Origin of the sequence: Picosynechococcus sp. PCC 11901, from assembly GCF_005577135.1 — a bacterium.
Taxonomy (GTDB): Bacteria; Cyanobacteriota; Cyanobacteriia; order Cyanobacteriales; family MRBY01; genus MRBY01.
On record NZ_CP040360.1, the window covers coordinates 1,825,806 to 1,843,036 of the forward strand.

At 50.9% G+C, this 17,231-nt stretch carries 16 protein-coding genes and 1 pseudogene; 8 read left to right on the forward strand and 9 right to left on the reverse strand.

Going from position 1 to position 17,231, the window contains the following annotated elements; translation table 11 throughout:
* Positions 1–35 precede the first annotated feature (35 nt).
* A complete protein-coding gene (locus FEK30_RS09885) occupies positions 36–260 on the reverse strand; it encodes a hypothetical protein (protein ID WP_041443433.1) in 225 nt (74 codons plus the stop codon).
* 147 nt (positions 261–407) lie between these two features.
* On the opposite strand from FEK30_RS09885, the gene FEK30_RS09890 reads away from it, so the two are divergent.
* A complete protein-coding gene (locus FEK30_RS09890) occupies positions 408–1,226 on the forward strand; it encodes a Cof-type HAD-IIB family hydrolase (protein ID WP_138073786.1) in 819 nt (272 codons plus the stop codon).
* Between the two features lies 1 nt (position 1,227).
* Here the strand turns inward: FEK30_RS09890 and FEK30_RS09895 are convergent, their stop codons facing one another.
* From FEK30_RS09895 to FEK30_RS09905, 3 genes are read right to left on the reverse strand one after another with little or no spacing between them, the layout of a single operon-like run.
* Entirely contained in the window at positions 1,228–2,673 is a 1,446-nt protein-coding gene (locus FEK30_RS09895) for an aminotransferase class I/II-fold pyridoxal phosphate-dependent enzyme (RefSeq protein WP_138073095.1), read from the reverse strand.
* Between the two features lie 4 nt (positions 2,674–2,677).
* Positions 2,678–3,631 carry a heme o synthase gene (locus FEK30_RS09900; RefSeq protein WP_030006259.1) on the reverse strand — a complete coding sequence of 318 codons (954 nt, stop codon included), beginning with the start codon at positions 3,629–3,631 and terminating at the stop codon, positions 2,678–2,680.
* Positions 3,632–3,685: 54 nt separating this feature from the next.
* Positions 3,686–4,600: a COX15/CtaA family protein gene (locus FEK30_RS09905; protein ID WP_030006260.1), complete on the reverse strand. Its 915-nt coding sequence runs from the start codon at positions 4,598–4,600 to the stop codon at positions 3,686–3,688.
* A gap of 386 nt (positions 4,601–4,986) precedes the next feature.
* Here FEK30_RS09905 and FEK30_RS09910 point away from each other — a divergent pair, with 386 nt between their 5' ends.
* The 3 genes from FEK30_RS09910 (at position 4,987) to FEK30_RS09920 (ending at position 8,326) form a co-directional block, all read left to right on the forward strand.
* The gene (locus FEK30_RS09910) at positions 4,987–5,982 is read left to right on the forward strand and encodes a cytochrome c oxidase subunit II (RefSeq protein ID WP_138073096.1); all 996 of its coding nucleotides are present in this window, start codon (positions 4,987–4,989) and stop codon (positions 5,980–5,982) included.
* Between the two features lie 84 nt (positions 5,983–6,066).
* Positions 6,067–7,713 carry a cytochrome c oxidase subunit I gene (gene ctaD, locus FEK30_RS09915; protein ID WP_012306785.1) on the forward strand — a complete coding sequence of 549 codons (1,647 nt, stop codon included), beginning with the start codon at positions 6,067–6,069 and terminating at the stop codon, positions 7,711–7,713.
* Positions 7,714–7,726: 13 nt separating this feature from the next.
* Complete coding sequence (locus tag FEK30_RS09920) at positions 7,727–8,326, forward strand: cytochrome c oxidase subunit 3 (protein ID WP_138073097.1); 600 nt, start codon at positions 7,727–7,729, stop codon at positions 8,324–8,326.
* 77 nt (positions 8,327–8,403) lie between these two features.
* On the opposite strand, the gene FEK30_RS09925 is transcribed toward FEK30_RS09920, so the two are convergent.
* From FEK30_RS09925 to ispF, 3 genes and pseudogenes are all read right to left on the reverse strand, one after another.
* A complete protein-coding gene (locus tag FEK30_RS09925) occupies positions 8,404–8,619 on the reverse strand; it encodes a type II toxin-antitoxin system HicB family antitoxin (RefSeq protein ID WP_223209862.1) in 216 nt (71 codons plus the stop codon).
* Positions 8,620–8,629: 10 nt separating this feature from the next.
* A pseudogene (locus FEK30_RS17225) lies at positions 8,630–8,815 on the reverse strand (type II toxin-antitoxin system HicA family toxin).
* Positions 8,816–8,825: 10 nt separating this feature from the next.
* The gene (ispF, locus tag FEK30_RS09935) at positions 8,826–9,305 is read right to left on the reverse strand and encodes a 2-C-methyl-D-erythritol 2,4-cyclodiphosphate synthase (protein WP_062433447.1); all 480 of its coding nucleotides are present in this window, start codon (positions 9,303–9,305) and stop codon (positions 8,826–8,828) included.
* 191 nt (positions 9,306–9,496) lie between these two features.
* Between ispF and FEK30_RS09940 the strand changes: the two genes are divergently transcribed.
* The 4 genes from FEK30_RS09940 to mnmE all read left to right on the forward strand — a co-directional run bounded on the left by FEK30_RS09940 (position 9,497) and on the right by mnmE (position 13,698).
* Positions 9,497–11,083 carry a hypothetical protein gene (locus FEK30_RS09940; RefSeq protein ID WP_138073098.1) on the forward strand — a complete coding sequence of 529 codons (1,587 nt, stop codon included), beginning with the start codon at positions 9,497–9,499 and terminating at the stop codon, positions 11,081–11,083.
* Between the two features lie 163 nt (positions 11,084–11,246).
* Positions 11,247–11,780: a hypothetical protein gene (locus FEK30_RS09945; protein WP_030006265.1), complete on the forward strand. Its 534-nt coding sequence runs from the start codon at positions 11,247–11,249 to the stop codon at positions 11,778–11,780.
* Between the two features lie 67 nt (positions 11,781–11,847).
* Positions 11,848–12,312, forward strand: coding sequence for a single-stranded DNA-binding protein (locus FEK30_RS09950; RefSeq protein WP_030006266.1), 465 nt, complete (start codon positions 11,848–11,850; stop codon positions 12,310–12,312).
* Between the two features lie 3 nt (positions 12,313–12,315).
* Complete coding sequence (gene mnmE, locus FEK30_RS09955; protein WP_138073099.1) at positions 12,316–13,698, forward strand: tRNA uridine-5-carboxymethylaminomethyl(34) synthesis GTPase MnmE; 1,383 nt, start codon at positions 12,316–12,318, stop codon at positions 13,696–13,698.
* Positions 13,699–13,700: 2 nt separating this feature from the next.
* Here the strand turns inward: mnmE and FEK30_RS09960 are convergent, their stop codons facing one another.
* Together FEK30_RS09960 and dxs are read right to left on the reverse strand one after the other, a co-directional pair.
* A complete protein-coding gene (locus tag FEK30_RS09960) occupies positions 13,701–15,032 on the reverse strand; it encodes a CmpA/NrtA family ABC transporter substrate-binding protein (RefSeq protein ID WP_138073100.1) in 1,332 nt (443 codons plus the stop codon).
* Positions 15,033–15,174: 142 nt separating this feature from the next.
* The gene (gene dxs / locus FEK30_RS09965; protein WP_062433464.1) at positions 15,175–17,091 is read right to left on the reverse strand and encodes a 1-deoxy-D-xylulose-5-phosphate synthase; all 1,917 of its coding nucleotides are present in this window, start codon (positions 17,089–17,091) and stop codon (positions 15,175–15,177) included.
* Positions 17,092–17,231: the final 140 nt, after the last annotated feature.

A 17,231-nucleotide genomic window follows, 5' to 3' on the forward strand; every position in this document is an offset into this window, starting at 1 on the left:
TTAAATCCAGGGAAAACGACCAGAAAATTGATTCCCTAGAGTCGATATTGTCTTACTGCGGACGATTCCCCACCCGACTGTACCGGACGTTGCTGGAGTTGTTGGTTGAACCAAAGGGCGATCGCCAAACTCGAAAAGAACAGCAGAATCGGTAACCAACGGGACGCTTGGGTTGAACGCTGGGTTTTGCGTTGGGGCGCTTGGCCACGAACCCGTCTAATTTTTTCGGGCCATTCGGCAAATTCCCGCTCGGTGGTCATGGTGAAATTCTCTAAAACTTGAATGCAGCAATAATTTGTACTTGTGTTTTTTATTATACAAAGTGGCAATCCGGCCTTGGGGTTTGGGTCGTTGCTGGGATAGGGGAACTCTTCTATGCTTTAGGGACAACCATTTTGACCGAAACAATGCAGGACATTCGCCTACTGGTGTTGGATATTGACGGCACGATTTCCGGGAAAATAAACCAAGTGAGTCCCCAGGTTTTAGAGGCGATCCAAGCGGCCCAACGGAAAGGGATCAAAGTGGCGATCGCCACCGGGCGTATGTTTTGTTCGGCCAAGCGATTTTACGAAGCCATTGCCTCCGATGTTCCTTTGATTGCCTATAACGGCGCTTGGATTCAAGACCCGCTACAAACTCTCCCCCATCAGCAGCTTTCAGTGCCAGCCGATATTGCCCTTGATATTCTCGATTTTCTTAGCACTAAGAATTGGCGATCGCAGCTCCATTTGCACGTTTATCACAACGACGAATTATATGTCGATGACTTCAATGAGCGGACTGCGGCCTACCAAGAGAGAACGGGTTGCAAGGCAAATTTGCTCACCGATTTGCGGGATATTGTGGCCCAGGCTCCCACAAAAATTCTTGCGGTTTGCCACACAGAAACAGTACCGAAAACCCTCTTGCCCCTCGTGCAAAAACGCTACACCCAGCAGGAAATTTACTGTACCCAGTCCACGGCTGTGTATGTAGAATTCACCTCACCGACGGCGACGAAAGGCCAAGCGGTGAAATTTCTCACTGAAGAAATTCTGGGGTTGCAGGCCGCTAACGTGATGGCCATTGGCGACAATTTTAATGACCGAGAAATGCTTGAATATGCGGGGATTGGGGTTGCCATGGGGGATGCTCCTACTGCCCTCAAAGCCGTTGCGGATGCTGTGACAACTTCCGTTGAAGAGGATGGGGTTGCCGAGGCGATCGCCAAATTTTTGCTTTAGGTTAATCAATCACACGAATCGTTTTTAAGCTGGGATCACTAGCCCCGGTAATCACTCCCCCCAGTTGTAACGTCTGGCGCAAGCTGGCGAGGGTGGCTACCGTAATTTTTTCGCCGGGCATAATCGCCGGAATCCCAGGGGGATAAGGACAAATCAACTCCGCGCAAATTTGATTGAGACTGGCTTCAAGGGAAACGGCTCTACTGGTGGCAAAGAAAGCTTGGCGCGGCGAGAGTTGTGGCAGCCCATAGCAGGTTTCAGGCTGATCGGTTGAAATGTTTGGCTTGTTTAAAGGTTGTTGTGCTTGATTGTTTTCGCTGAGGGTTTGAAACGCATCGATTAACCGCTGAATATCCTGGTTTGTATTGCCAAAGGTGAGGATAAAAGTGAGCGATCGCCCTAGGGGGAGTTCTGCAATCACCCCCAGAGTTTCCGTTAAGATTTCATCCGCGGCATAACCCGTCAACCCTAAACCCGAAACATCAATGGTGAGGCGGGTGGGATCAAAATATTCAATGCCTGCCTGGGGTTGGGGATCAAAAATTTTTAATCCTGGAATCGAAGTCAAGGTCTGCCGTGCTCGTTGCGCTAAAGTGAGTGTTTCTGACCAAAGGGTTTCGCCCTGTGTTGCCATTTGGGCGCGGGCCGCATCCAGGGAAGCCAGAAGTAAATAGCTGGGACTGGTGGATTCGACGAGTTGTAAAGCGCGGTTGATTTTCTGGGGATCAACCCTGGCTCCTTGTCGATGGAGCATCGAGGCTTGGGTCATCGCCCCTAGGGTTTTGTGGGTTGATTGGATTACCAGATCAGCGCCGAGTTCGAGGGCCGGGGGCGGGAAATTAGGATGAAATTTAAAGTGGCTACCGTGGGCTTCGTCAACGATGAGCGGAATATTGTGGCGCTGGGTGATGGCGGTGATCGCCTTTAAATCTGGACAAACCCCTTGATAGGTGGGAGAAAGAACAAAAACCGTTTTAATATCAGGATGAATTTGCAAGGCTTGCTCAATAGACTCTGGCGTTAAACCATAACTCAAATCCCATTGGGGATCGTAGGGCGGATTCACAAAAACTGGCATCGCCCCAGACAAAATCAAGCCGGAAATGGCCGATTGATGAACATTGCGGGGTAAGAGAATTTTTTCCCCTTCCCCCACCGTCGCTAAAATGGCGGCGATAATCCCACAGGTGGAACCATTGACCAAAAACCAGGTTTGATCAGCTCCAAAGGTTTCGGCAGCTAGGGTTTGAGCCTCTAAAATCACCCCTTCTGGCGCAAACAAATTATCAAGACCAGGGAGTTCCGGTAAATCTGCCCGAAAAACCGCCGTTCCCCAGGCCTGTGCCAACCCAGGAAAAACCCCCTGACTACCTTTGTGACCGGGGGCATAGAAGGCTGCATGGTTATCGTGGGCGAGGGCGAGCAGGCGCGAAAACAGGGGCGTCATTAATTTAAGTCAGGGAAGCTAAGGTTGTGGTCACCAGGGCAGTGACATCATGCACCGCAGGTAAACTATCCACCACCATCGCCGTACAAAGCAACATCATATAAAGAATCGAATATTTAAACATTGACTTTGCTAGGGGCTGATCAAAGGGATTTTGCTTCAATTCCCAGGCTTTTTGGATAAAAATGGCTCCCAGCACTAAGGCGGCGATCGCATAAAACAGCCCAGATGCGTGGAACGGGAACACCAGCAACAGACTAAAGGGCACAACGATTAATGTGTAAATCCAAATTTGATCGACGGTTATTTTTTCGCCCTTGACCACGGGCAGCATCGGCACCTCAACTTCTGCATAATCTTCTTTGATCATCAAGGCCAAGGCCCAGAAATGGGGCGGCGTCCAGAGGAAAATCAGTGCAAACAAAATCCAGGCCGACCAATCCAACTGACCCGTAACCGCCGCCCAACCGACCAGGGGCGGAATCGAGCCTGCGGCCCCACCGATCACAATATTTTGTACGTGGTGCCGTTTCAGCCAGTGGGTATAAACCAGCATATAAAACACAATGCCCGATAACGCTAAACAGGCGCTAAGCAGGTTCACAAATACCGTTAACAGGGAAAAAGACAAACTCCCCAAAATCAGCGCAAAAATTAAAGCATGGCGTGGTTGAACGCGACCGGAAGGAATGGGCCGCTTACGGGTGCGCTGCATCGAAAAATCGATGTCCTGGTCATAGATGCAGTTGAGGGTTTGGGCAGAGGCGGCGGCGAGAGTTCCCCCCAGCAACGTAATCAGTAACTTTACCGGGTCAATGTGACCATGGGAGGCAATCCACATCGAAGCAGCGGTGGTAATCAGCAGCAGGGGAATAATGCGGGGTTTGGTGAGTTGGTAATAGCTTTTGATAACCGCCCAAAAGTTTTCATGGTGCGGAGAAAGGCTGGTGCCGAGCATAAAAATACCTGAATTTAATTAAAGACGCAGAGGAATGGAGAGATAGGGTTTGACTTAACTGGTGTGGGGCTGGCGATCGCGGAACGCAAAAACAGAAAACATCGCCAAAGTCCCAAGGAGGCTCGCCCCAACGGCCTGGTGGGTCACAGTGAGGGGTTCCACTTGCAGATGTAATTTAAAGGTGGCCACCCCAATCAAAATTTGTAAGCACACCAGTAACATGGCGACATTGGCCAGGCTGCGGAGAGTAGGGTGGAGCGCTGGCGTCCGCCAAGCCATGATCACAGTGACGAGCGTTGCGAGAGTAGCAGGGACAACACCGACGATGTGACTGTCCATCACCACACACATATCTCCTTGGAAAAAGCACTGGTGCAAGGCCCACTGGGAGGCGACTAAACCTCCGGACAGGCTTTGGAGATAAATAAAAATGGCTGCCGTCAAACCAAACCAAGGTAATTTTCCGGCGGTGCCGTTGCCGCGATAGTCACTCAAACAACTCCCAATGGTTAGCAGGGTAACAAAAAAGAAGAGGGCCGTACCTAGGTGGGCTGTGACGATATCAAAGCGTAGCAGTTCGGTGACGGTTAATCCTCCTAGGATCCCTTGAAACACAATCAAAAACAGGGCAAAGCTCGCAGCCCATGGCAGCCAACGGGGTAGTGCCGTCCGGAACCAGAGGGTGAGTCCCACCAAGGCGATCGCCGAGAGACCGATCAACATCGCGTCTAAACGGTGGAACCACTCCAAGAAAACCTGTAAATTCATCTGTTGGGTCGGCACCAGTTGCCCGTAGCACAGGGGCCAATCCGGACAAGCCAGTCCCGCATTCATCACCCGTGTTGCACTGCCAATCGCCATTAACAACAAGGTGGCGATCGCCATTTTCCAAACCAAACGACGAACCCATGTTTTCACCTGATCACTCGCTGGCGAAAAAGAATTTGGAGATGAAATGGAATGAGCCATGAAGCCTCCTCACAAAACGCTTAACAATCTACGGAGTCAGAACTGCCACAGATGTAAATAGCTACACAAATTAGATTTTAGGCTAAGAAAAATAGCTAAATCTCGTTAATTAACACTGTAGTGAACCCATTTAGACGCTGCTGTTCAGCGACCTATCCTGTACAAATTCTTTACATTTAAGCAACGAATAACCGAGGAAATCTAAATATAATCTTAAGTTTTTGGCCAGATAGATTACATAATTGAGTTTTAAATAACCTTGATACAAAATCATCAAGATTTGTCATCAGTCAACCATGAAGATTGTGACAAACCAAAGGCATTTCCAAACAGTTTGTTTTAACGTGGTAACCAGCAGTTATTCCAAAAAAGCTCCAAAATTTCCCGTGAATATTCCCAATAGCATCACGACCTTGATCGCTGGAATTGCCATTACCCTCATCAGTCTCTGGTACGGTCAAAACCATGGTTTACTACCCGTTGCCGCCTCCGCCGACGCCAATGATGTCGATGAATTGTTTAATCTGATGATGACCATTGCCACTGGTCTTTTTATCTTGATTGAAGGGGTTTTGGTGATTTGTCTGATTCGATTTCGCCGCAAGCAGGGGGATTTGACCGACGGCCCGGCGATCGAAGGCAATGTTCCCCTAGAGATTGTCTGGACAGCGATCCCCACCGTCATCGTCTTTATTTTGGCGATCTATAGCTTTGAAATCTACAACAAAATGGGCGGCCTCGACCCGATGGTCTCTGGGGGCGGTATGACCATGGCCCACCATCATCAACACAACCCCAATACCATGGACAACATGGTGGCAATGGAACCAGATTCTAAAATTGCCATTGGCATTGGTAAATCCATGTCGGCCAACGATGAAGACCCTTTAGTGGTTGACGTGAATGGCCTACAATATGCCTGGATTTTCACTTACCCCGATACGGGGATTGTCTCCGGGGATCTCCATGTGCCTGTGGATCGTCCAATTCAACTCAACATGAAAGCAGCAGACGTGATCCATGCTTTCTGGCTCCCAGAATTTCGCATTAAACAAGATGTGATGCCCGGCCAGGTTTCACAATTGAGCTTTGTGGCCAACCGAGAAGGCACCTACCCAGTTATTTGCGCAGAATTGTGCGGCTCTTACCATGGCGGCATGAAAACCACGATGACCGTTGAAACGGCAGAGGGTTATGACCAATGGGTGCAATCGCGCACAGTGGCGCTGCAAGATGGCGAGGGTCAACCGCTACCCGTCGATTCTACGGCCTTAACCGATGCAGCATTTCTCCAGGCCTACGCCGAGGAGATGGGGATTATTGAAAATACCCTAGAGCAGATTCCCCATAATCCTTTGGGAATGATGTCGATGGCCCAGTAAGGTCAGGCTTTTTCAAACAATTAAACCAACTAAACCTGTAACTAATTTTTTAGTAAACGCACGATAACTAATCAACGATCAACCATGAGTGACGCGACAATACACCATGCGGGCGATCGCAAATGGACGGACTACTTCACCTTTTGTACTGACCACAAAGTCATCGGGATTCAATATCTCGTTACGGCTTTCTTGTTTTACTTCATTGGTGGTGCATTAGCAGAGATTGTCCGCACAGAACTTGCGACCCCAGACCCAGACTTTGTTTCCCCCGAAGTCTATAACCAAATGTTTACGATGCACGGCACGATCATGATCTTCTTGTGGATTGTGCCCGCCGGAGCCGCCTTTGCCAATTACTTAATCCCGCTGATGATCGGTGCGGATGATATGGCTTTCCCTCGGTTAAATGCCGTGGCCTTTTGGATGCAGCCCGTCGGCGGTATTCTCCTGATTCTGAGTTTCTTTGTGGGCGCCCCCCAGGCGGGTTGGACGTCCTATCCGCCCTTGAGTTTGATCTCTGGGAAGTGGGGCGAAGAACTCTGGATTTTATGTCTGCTGATTTTGGGGACGGCTTCGATTTTGGGGGCGATTAATTTTGTCACCACAATTTTTAAGATGCGCGCCCCGGATATGGACATCCACAGTATGCCGCTGTTTTGTTGGGCGATGTTGGCGACTTCGGCGTTAATTTTGCTCTCGACTCCGGTCTTGGCTGCAGCTTTGATTTTGCTGTCCTTTGACCTAATGGCGGGTACGGCCTTTTTTAACCCCACGGGCGGTGGCGATCCGATTGTGTATCAGCACCTCTTTTGGTTCTATTCCCACCCGGCGGTGTACATTATGGTGCTTCCCTTCTTTGGAGTCATTTCAGAAATTCTCCCAGTCCATTCCCGCAAACCAATCTTTGGCTATCGGGCGATCGCCTATTCCGGTCTGGCGATCAGTTTTCTGGGTTTAATCGTCTGGGCGCACCACATGTTTACCAGTGGCACCCCTGGCTGGCTGCGGATGTTCTTTATGGCAACCACCATGCTCGTGGCAGTACCGACGGGGATCAAGATCTTTAGCTGGTGTGCGACCCTCTGGGGTGGCAAATTACAACTCAACTCCGCGTTACTCTTCGCCATTGGCTTTCTTTCGTCCTTCCTGATTGGCGGTTTAACAGGGGTGATGTTGGCAGCAGCTCCCTTTGATATCCATGTCCATGACACCTATTTCGTGGTGGGTCACTTCCACTATGTCCTCTTCGGTGGCTCTGTCTTTGCCCTCTTTGGGGCGGTATACCATTGGTTCCCGAAAATGACGGGCAAAATGTACAACGAAACCTGGGGCAAAATTCACTTTGCGATGACCTTTATCGGCTTTAACATGACCTTTTTGCCGATGCACTATCTGGGTCTCCAGGGGATGAACCGCCGCATTGCCCTTTATGATCCCCAGTTCCAGCCCCTAAACCAAGTTTGTACCCTAGGGTCTTACATTTTGGCGTTATCAACGTTGCCCTTCTTGGTGTCAATCGTCTTGGGGTTAGTCAATGGGAAAGCAGCCGGACGGAATCCGTGGCGTGCTCTCACCCTGGAATGGCAAACCACCTCTCCGCCGAGTATCGAAAACTTTGATGAGCCACCCGTCCTTTGGGCTGGCCCCTATGAGTATGGCATTGATGGAGAACCCAGAGATGAGGATTCCATTGAAGAGATGCTCGCTGAAGTGGCAGAAATGAGTTAGAGGAGTCGCAAAAATGCAAAGTTCAACCACCAATACGGCGATCGCCAGCGATTATCAAGCGCCCCCGACGGAACACCATGGTCATCCTGACTACCGGATGTTTGGCCTCGTGATGTTTCTAGTCGCAGAAAGTATGATTTTCCTGGGGCTGTTCGCCGCTTTTTTGATTTATAAGGCGACGATGCCTGGTTTCACAAAGGAATTAGAATTGCTCGTGCCCACGGTGAATACGATCATCCTGGTCAGCAGTAGTTTTGTGATGCACAAGGGCCAAAGTGCAATCAAAAACGACGATGTTAAAGGTTTGCAGCTATGGTTCGGGATTACGGCACTGATGGGGGCGGTCTTCCTCGGCGGCCAGGTCTATGAATATGCCCACATGGAGTTTGGCCTCACGGAGCATCTGTTTGGCAGTTGTTTCTATGTGCTGACGGGGTTCCACGGTCTCCACGTGACGGCAGGGCTGTTATTTACCTTGGCAGTGTTGTGGCGATCGCGCGAAGCCGATCATTACAGTGGCCAAGCCCATTTTGGTGTCGAAGCAGCGGAACTCTACTGGCACTTTGTGGATGTAGTCTGGATTATCCTGTTCGGCCTTGTCTATCTGCTGTAATAGCTTCATTTCTTAAATCAATCCTTAAAAAGAGGAGACATTATTGGCCTCCTCTTTTTTGTTGCTGCATTTATTTTTCACGCTGCAATTTCAACATAGGCAGAAGAAACAGAAGGCTGTGGAATTTCTAAGCCTTCTAATTGCAATCCTTCAAGGTGAAAGGCGATCGCCTCTTGCATATTTTGCGTCACTTCAACTTCTGTTGCCCCTGTTGCGACACAACCAGATAAATCTGGAGAATAAGCGGAATAACCCGTATCGGTTTTTTCGATGACGATTAGATAGCGCATCATTTCTACTTTGTTACTTTAAACCAGCTTGTTTGAGAATACTATTTTGGGTTCCAGGAGCTAGTTCGTCACTGAATTTTCCTGCAACTGTTACTCATCCTAGTTTAGTTGGATGCCTGTACTGACGGTGACTTCCGCGAGTTCTAGTGAGAATCCAACCATCTTGTTCTATGAGTTTGATAATTTCTTTAACTTTCATTATCCATGACTCATACTTGCACTAACAGGGCGACAGCATGGACACAAATTCCCTTTTCCTCACCCATGGCATCTAGTTTTTCATTGGTTGTGGCCTTAACCCCCACCTGATCCGGATCAACTCCCAGGGCTTCAGCAAGACATTGAGTCATGGCTTGGATGTGCGGTTTCAGTTTCGGGCGTTCAGCGACAATTACAGAGTCAATATTGCCAATTTGCCAGCCTCGTTCTTGGATGAGTTGATGTACCTGCTTGAGCAATTCAATGCTGTCAGCCCCTTTCCACTGGGGATCCGTAGGCGGAAAATAATGGCCAATATCCCCCAAACTGAGGGCACCCAACATCGCATCCATGATTGCATGGGTCAAAACATCTGCGTCGCTATGGCCATCTAAGCCGAGGTGGTGTTCTAGCTGAATGCCTCCCAAAATGAGGGGACGACCAGGCACGAGACGGTGGACATCGTAACCGTTACCAATGCGGATTTTCATAGGAGTTAGGGGCGGGCATAAAGTCACTGGTTAGGGTAGCATATCTCTTTTTATTTTCTGGGTGTGACGGCGATGAATTTCTGGGGCTAAGCTAATTTCTGGGGGAAAGCTGCCTTAGAATCACCTTAAGGAAGTTCACACATTCTGAGCACAATTTTTGGGGTTCAAGAATCCTATCGCAGGAAAAGAGTATGGCAATGAGGCAAGGCTGGCACAGTTTAATCCTGGGGAGTTTACTGCTGGGCACAGGCGGATCGGCACTGCTCTCACCTGTCCTAATACCTCCAACCTTTGCCCAAGAAGCTACCTCCACTACCCAAGGGCGTTCATTCCTTGCGGAGTTGTGGTTATTGAACCAGGGTTTTGTTGGTCTCCGGCCTGACCTAGAAGAGTTCCCTGACAATTTGGCGGCGCTCAACACTGGGACAGCGGCCTTCGATGCAGAAATTTTTCGGAATGATCGGGCTGGCCTGCAACAACTCCAGGAACAGATCCGGTTGCTGGAAGGGCAACTGGCAACGATTCAAAACCCAGCCCAACGGGAAGCTTTAACAACGGCGATCGCCAACCTTGATCAGCAGCTCAATAATCTCACCAACCTGATTGAACCCTTTACGGATGGCTTTAATCCAGAAACGATCCGGCGGCTCCAGGAATTTTTAGACTTTTTTGAACGGCGCAACCTCAGTGAAGCAGACTATGGTTTCTACGGTAGCGTCACCCAAACAGAGCTCGAAGAATATCTTGCACAACAGTTAAGTGACCTCAGCGAAACCCTCAAAACCCTGAATGAAACCGCAACCCAAGGGGCGATCGCCCCGGATCTGGCCACCTCGATTGATTATCTCTACACGAGCCTAAGTCTGGAAAATACCGTTGTGGATGATGGCACGACTTTTTCGGCAATGATCCAAACCCTCCAGCGGGATAATCAGCGCCTGCGACAACGCCTGCGTACCACCAATTTTCTCCTGGGGCTGCTCCTTCTGTTAGGCACCGCGACCCTTGCCCTGTTTTATCTACGGAAACCGACCCCAGCGCCTTCGCCTGTAAATCGCTATTTCCCGGATGCGGAACCGGATTCCTTGGATCTTGATCAGCTAGAAGCAAAGCTTATCAAGCGACTCCAAAACACCTACGATCTTTCGCCCAAGGAAAATTTTGCGGCGATCGCCCCGCCGCCAGTAACAACCCAACCCACCACTATTCCCTTCAGCGAAACACCGCCTTCACAGCCCCTAGCCGCGAACACCCTAGACGACCCAGAGGCATTCAATCCAGCTTCACAAACGCTCGATCACCTAGATCCGAACCCCGTAGAAACAGAAATTGATACAGACACAGACGCTGATTTTCCGGTGCAATTTCTCAATGCTTACGATGCCCTAGTGGAAACCTATAACGCCGATGCCATGGGCCTGGCCCCAGAGGCGATCGCCTTGGCTGTCCAACCGCCTGTGACCTCAGCCCTCGAAACTGACGGAGAAACCGAAAATTTCCTGAGCGGGTTATTATTCCAAACCGATGACCAAGGGGACTATTGGGCGATTCAAGTGCAAAATCAGTATTACCTTGTGCCCCGCGCCCAGCTTAAAATCACCCCCGATAATTATGCTTTTTTCCAGCAAACTTTTATCTGCTACGGTAACCAAAAGCCGGATTTACAGACAATTAAATTACTCAAACCCGCTCGCATTGCTGCTACAGATCAAGATAATCTTTGGGAATTGGTTCAACCGGGCATTGTTGTTTTAGAAAACGTTGAATCTCTAGCCTAAATTTTGGACGAAATCATTTGGACAAATAATATTTACTCAACCTAGTAACGGCCCTTAATAAGTCCTTTGCGCCCCCGAAACTCTGTGGTAGAAAGCTAAAATTTACCTTAAAATAGCAGCAATTCTGGACAATTTCCGTCCCCTGGTTTTGAGGAGTATAAACATGAGCCTTGCTTGCATCGGCCGACAGCATTTAAGTCACCTGGCGATCGCCACGACTTTACTAACAGGACTCACTGGCGCGATTTACCAATCCACAGCCCAGGCCCAGGCCGCCTATGGTAGCTATGTGGGTGCTGGGGCGAGCGTTGGCGTTTCCTCCGACTGGAACGGTGAGGGACAGCAATTGAGTGCCGTGCTTGCTGCCCGTTATAAGTTTCTAAAATTACCTATTTCCCTGCGGACCCAAGCCTTTATCGGTTCTGGTAGTACCGCCATTGTGCCGACCATTTCCTATGATGTGCCCCTAACCTGGCAACTCGATGCCTATGTGGGTGCTGGCTATTCCTTCGCAACCGGGAGCAACCCTTCCCCCGTCGGCGATCGAAACACCTTGGTGATTCAACCGGGACTTGATTATGCACTACCCAATGGTAACACTGTGCTCTTTACCAATGCGGTGTTTGCCTTTGATGCCTATGAAGGTAAAAATGAAAAGGCCGTTGCGCTCCAAGGAGGGTTAGGTCTCCGCTTCTAAACGGCAACCCGTGGCTTTAAAAAAGTACAATTGAACCATATGTTAGGCGATCGCCAACCGAGACGATATGAATAGTTGTGTATTAATGGCGCGCATCCTAGGGGAACCAGAACTGCGCTATACCCCCGACAATACCCCCCTGGCTCAGATCACCATCGAATTTCCGGCGCTCCGGGAGGGAGACCCCGCTTGCCGACTCAAGGCTGTAGGTTGGGGCGATAACCTCAGCCAAGACATCCAGCAAAATTACCACGACGGTGATCAAGTGATCTTGACGGGACGACTGACGATGAACACCATAGAACGACCCGAAGGCTTTAAGGAAAAGAAGGCAGAGTTAGTGATTTCGCAAATCCAAGCTATTGGTGCTGGTCTAGGCCCCACCTCTCCTGGAACGACCATGGCCCCTTCTGCTTCGACTTCACCCGTCACCCCCAGTAATGTGGTGCCCATTAACCCCATGGCTCCCGCTCCTAGTCCTGCCCCGGCTCCCAGTGAACCGGAACCGAACCTCGATGACATCCCGTTTTAGACCGTGAACCTAGGCGATACCATTGTGGCGATCGCCAGTGCCGTCGTCCCAAACCAAGGCAGCATTGGCATTGTCCGTCTATCTGGCGCAGCGGCTCTCCCCATTGCCCGTCAACTCTTTCAAGCCCCTGGTCAGCAGACCTGGGAGAGTCACCGCATTCTGTACGGCTATGTTCGTCATCCCCAAACCCAAGCCATCGTCGATGAAGCGCTGCTCCTGCTGATGCTAGCCCCCCGTTCCTTCACCGCTGAAGATGTGGTGGAGTTCCACTGCCATGGGGGCATTATTCCCGTGCAGCAGGTGCTACAGCTTTGTTTAGGGGCTGGGGCGCGGTTGGCGACGCCAGGAGAATTTACCCTGCGCGCCTTTTTAAATGGTCGCATTGATCTTACCCAGGCCGAAAGTGTCGCGGAATTGGTGGGGGCAAAATCACCCCAATCGGCCCAGATGGCTCTGGCAGGCATTCAAGGGAAACTGGCCCAGCCGATCCAACGACTCCGGGGTCAATGTTTAGATATTTTGGCGGAAGTGGAAGCCCGCATTGATTTTGAAGACGATTTACCTCCCCTGGATGAGCCGCAAATTCAGCGGGATCTGACCCAGGTGCTCGAAAAAGTGGCACAAATTCTCCAGACCTCTGACCGGGGCGAACTATTGCGCACGGGGTTAAAGGTAGCGATTGTGGGCCGTCCCAATGTGGGGAAATCGAGTCTGTTAAATGCCTGGAGTCGCAGCGATCGCGCCATTGTCACAGATTTGCCAGGGACAACGCGGGATGTGGTAGAGTCCCAGCTTGTGGTGCAGGGTATCCCGGTACAGGTATTGGATACGGCGGGCATCCGGGATACAGAGGATGCCGTGGAAAAAATTGGTGTTGCCCGTTCCCTCGCCGCTTCCCAGCAGGCGGATTTGATTTTGTTTACCATCGATGCGGCGGTGGGATGGACAGCAGCGGATCAAGAAATTTTTCAGCGAATTGTGGCGGCAAAAGCCAATCAACCCTTAATTTTGATCCTTAATAAAATTGATATTGGCCAACCAGAAGCCATTGAAATTCCGCCCCAAGTGCAAGGGGTCGTCAAAACAGCGGCAGCCCAGCACCAGGGTGTGGATGAATTGGAAACGGCGATCGCCAATTTGGTGCAAGCGGGAAAAGTGGGAGCCGCCGATCTCGATTTTGCAATTAATCAACGGCAAGCCGCGGCTTTGACCCAGGCCCAACAAGCTCTCCTTCAAGTGCAAAGCACCATTGCCCAAGGGTTGCCCCTGGACTTTTGGACGATCGATCTACGCAGCGCGATCCAAGCCCTGGGTGAAATCACCGGCGAAGGGGTGACCGAATCAGTTTTGGATCGGATCTTTAGCCGTTTTTGTATCGGGAAATAGGGTCAGGTGCGGATTTTAAACTGGTTAAGATAACTGGCCACTTGGTTCGGTAAAAAAGCCCGTTGGTCAATGAAGTGAATCTCCGACTTAAAAGACTCAGGCGGTAAACGCAACCCAAATCCCTGGGCGATCGCCCCGTAGGGTTCCGGGGGATAAGCTGCTGCCACCAATTCACGGGCATTTTGGGGATATTGCCGCAGCTCAAAATGTCGCCAGCGAACCATCTGGGTGAGAAGCCACAGGCCATGGGATTGCCAGCAATAATTAGCCTGGTCGGGGGCCGTAATCCGTCGCCCTTGGTCAAACCAAATGGGACTATCCCGTCGGGCAATGGGGCGATCGCCGTCTCCCCCGTAGAAATATTGGCCACTAAAGAGGGCGGTGAGGGCAGCGGGATCAAGGTCAAGGTTACTGGCCAAAAGCGGGCCAATGGTGGCCGCGTTGGTGGGATCTTGGCAATATTGGCAACCCTGGAGGGTGGCGGCAATGAGAGCTTTAGCTGTATTTGGGTTTTCTTCTCGCCAGCCTGCACTGGTGGTAATCACCGGCCCCGGGTGGCCCTGCCAAATATCCCCTGAGAGATATTGGATAAAACCAGAATCGTTGGCGATCGCCTCTTGTCCCCAAGGTTCTTGGCTGCAGTAGCCTTGGATCAACCCTGCCTGCAATTTATGACGCAACTCCGTGGGCGCAAAAGTCACCAATTCTAAATCTCGATCTGGATGGAAACCCAGGGCCGCCCACCAATAGCGATAAAGATAAGCTGTTGTGCTGTAGTCGTGGTCTACCCCAAAGGTTTTTTCCGGTAAAGCCCGCACATAGTCCCGGTAGGCCGCCGCAAATTCTGCAAAATTCGCATAGTCGATGCCAGAACGAATATTATCAGCCCAGGTCTGTTGGCGGCCACAAAAAACACCGCCGTGGCGATGGATCTGCATCAGCGCGACCAGATCAACCCTAGGACTTTTGAGCTGATAAATCAGTGGTGTCGAAAAAGAGGTAATCGCCGCATCAAAACGCGATTCTAGTAGCCCCTGCTCCACGGCCTGTTGATCCACCTGGGGATACAGCTCAACTTCCAGGCCATACTGCTCAAAAAAGCCTTGGGTGAGGGCCATCAGCCAGGGGGCGATCGCCAAGTCCGGCACATAACCCAGGGTAAGGGTTTGTTTTTCCGGAGCACTCAGATCTAATACCGGCGGAGTTGATTCTAAATTAGCTTGCTTCGCAGATCTTCCTGGCAGACGAACGGTATCTGGGAGTCGATTGCAAGCAGTGAGACCATAACCCCAGGCAGCAAAGGTTCCGTATTTGAGCAGGTGGCGGCGTTTCATAGGCAAAAATACAGGGAGGCTCCCAAATTTTACGGGTTCGGTTTGGCGATCGCAATTTTCTGTGACGGTTCCACCATCAAAAAATCCCCAGGGCAGCGACGAGGAGCACTGGGGATCAAAGTTAAAGCACAGTCAATTTTGCTTAAACGGTGGTGGTTGTCTTGGCGGCGTCTTTCTGGAAAAATGCCGCCCGAATGGATTCGGCCATCTGGGCTGGGGTCAACCCGTGGGCCGCTTTTGATTCCGCTGGAGTTGCATGATCCACAAGCACATCTCCAATGCCAAAGCGTTTTACGGGAACCAGTACATCATGATCCTGGAGCGCTTCACAGACCGCAGACCCAAAACCACCCATTAAGCAACCCTCTTCAAAGGTGGCCACTTTACCAATTTGCTTGGCGAGGGGCGCAATGAGTTCAGAGTCCAGGGGTTTCACAAAACGGGCGTTGATCACCGTGGCGCTAATGCCGTGTTCACTGAGAATTTCGGCCACCTGGAGGGTCGAGTGCACCATGGCACCATAGCCGATCAGGAGAATGTCGTCACCATTGCGCAGGATTTCTCCTTTACCGATGGGCAGGGGTTCCCAGCCGTCTTCCATTAACGGGGCGCCAATGCCACTCCCCCTGGGATAACGCATGGCGATCGCCCCGTCTGTGTATTCAATCCCCGTGACGAGCATCCGTTGTAGTTCAGCTTCATCCTTGGGTGCCATCACCACAATATTGGGAATCAGGCGGAGATAGGCAATGTCATACATTCCCTGGTGGGTCGGCCCGTCGGCACCGACGATGCCCGCCCGGTCAAGGCAGAAAAAGACCGGTAATTTTTGAATACAAACATCATGGATGATTTGGTCATAGGCCCGTTGTAGGAAGGTCGAATAAATCGCCACCACTGGCCGCATTCCTTCACAAGCGAGACCTGCCGCGAGGGTAACGGCGTGTTGTTCGGCAATGCCGACGTCGATGTACTGTTTTGGTAATTTCTGTTGGAGCTTATCTAACCCGGTGCCAGTGGCCATTGCCGCTGTAATCCCGACAATTTTGGGATTGTTTTCTGCGAGGGTGGTCAGGGCATGGGCAAAGACCTTGGAATAGCTCGGTGGGGTTGGTTTCTTCGAGGGGAATGCCTTGCCTGTGGCCAAGTCAAAGGGTTTCTGGGCATGGTAGCCCACTTGATCTTTTTCGGCGATCGCATAACCTTTGCCTTTAACTGTGGCGACGTGGACGAGGGTCGGGCCTTTAGCCTTGTGGGCCTGTTTAAAGGTGCGGATCAGCTCTTCGAGGTTGTGGCCATCCACGGGGCCAAAATATTTAAAGCCTAATTCTTCGATGACGGCGCCAACCTTCGAGACCGCCAAGCGTTTCATGCTGTCCTTGAGCCGTTCCATCTCTGGGGTGAGGGAGTCCCCAAGGAACGGGAGGTGCTTGACCTGTTCTTCGAGGTTATCGGTTAAAAACTGGACGGGATCACTGAGGCGGACTTTGTTGAGGTACCGCGAGATGGCTCCTACATTCGGAGAAATAGACATTTCATTGTCATTGAGAACCACCATCAAGTTGGTGTCGGGTAAATGACCTGCATGGTTGATGGCTTCGAGGGCCATGCCGCCGGTCAAGGCACCATCACCAATGACTGCCACACATTTAAAATCTTCTCCCTTGGCATCCCGTGCCAATGCCATCCCTAGCGCTGCGGAAATACTGGTCGAGGCGTGGCCAGCACCAAAATGATCAAACACATTTTCACTGCGCTTAAGGTAGCCAGCTACCCCATCTTTTTGCCGGAGGGTGTGGAATTCGTTGTAGCGTCCGGTGATCAACTTATGGGGATAAGCCTGATGACCGACATCCCACACCACCTTGTCGCGATCGAGATCAAGGGTTTGGTAGAGGGCGAGGGTTAGTTCAACCACCCCTAAACCAGGGCCGAGGTGGCCACCACTTGCGGCAATCGTCTGGAGGTGTTTTTCGCGAATTTGCCGGGCAATCTCTTCCAACTGACGGACGGTCAAGCCGTGGAGTTGGTTCGGATGGGTAATTTCACTCAGGTGCATGGGTGTTTCTAGAGAGCGATCTTATAAAGGGGTCTAGTTCTCAGGATATCAGGTCTAACAATTTTAATCAGAAGATCCCGGTTAGTCTGGATGATCCCGTGGGGTTGTGTGGGAATCTTGGTCAAGGTTCCACAGATGTT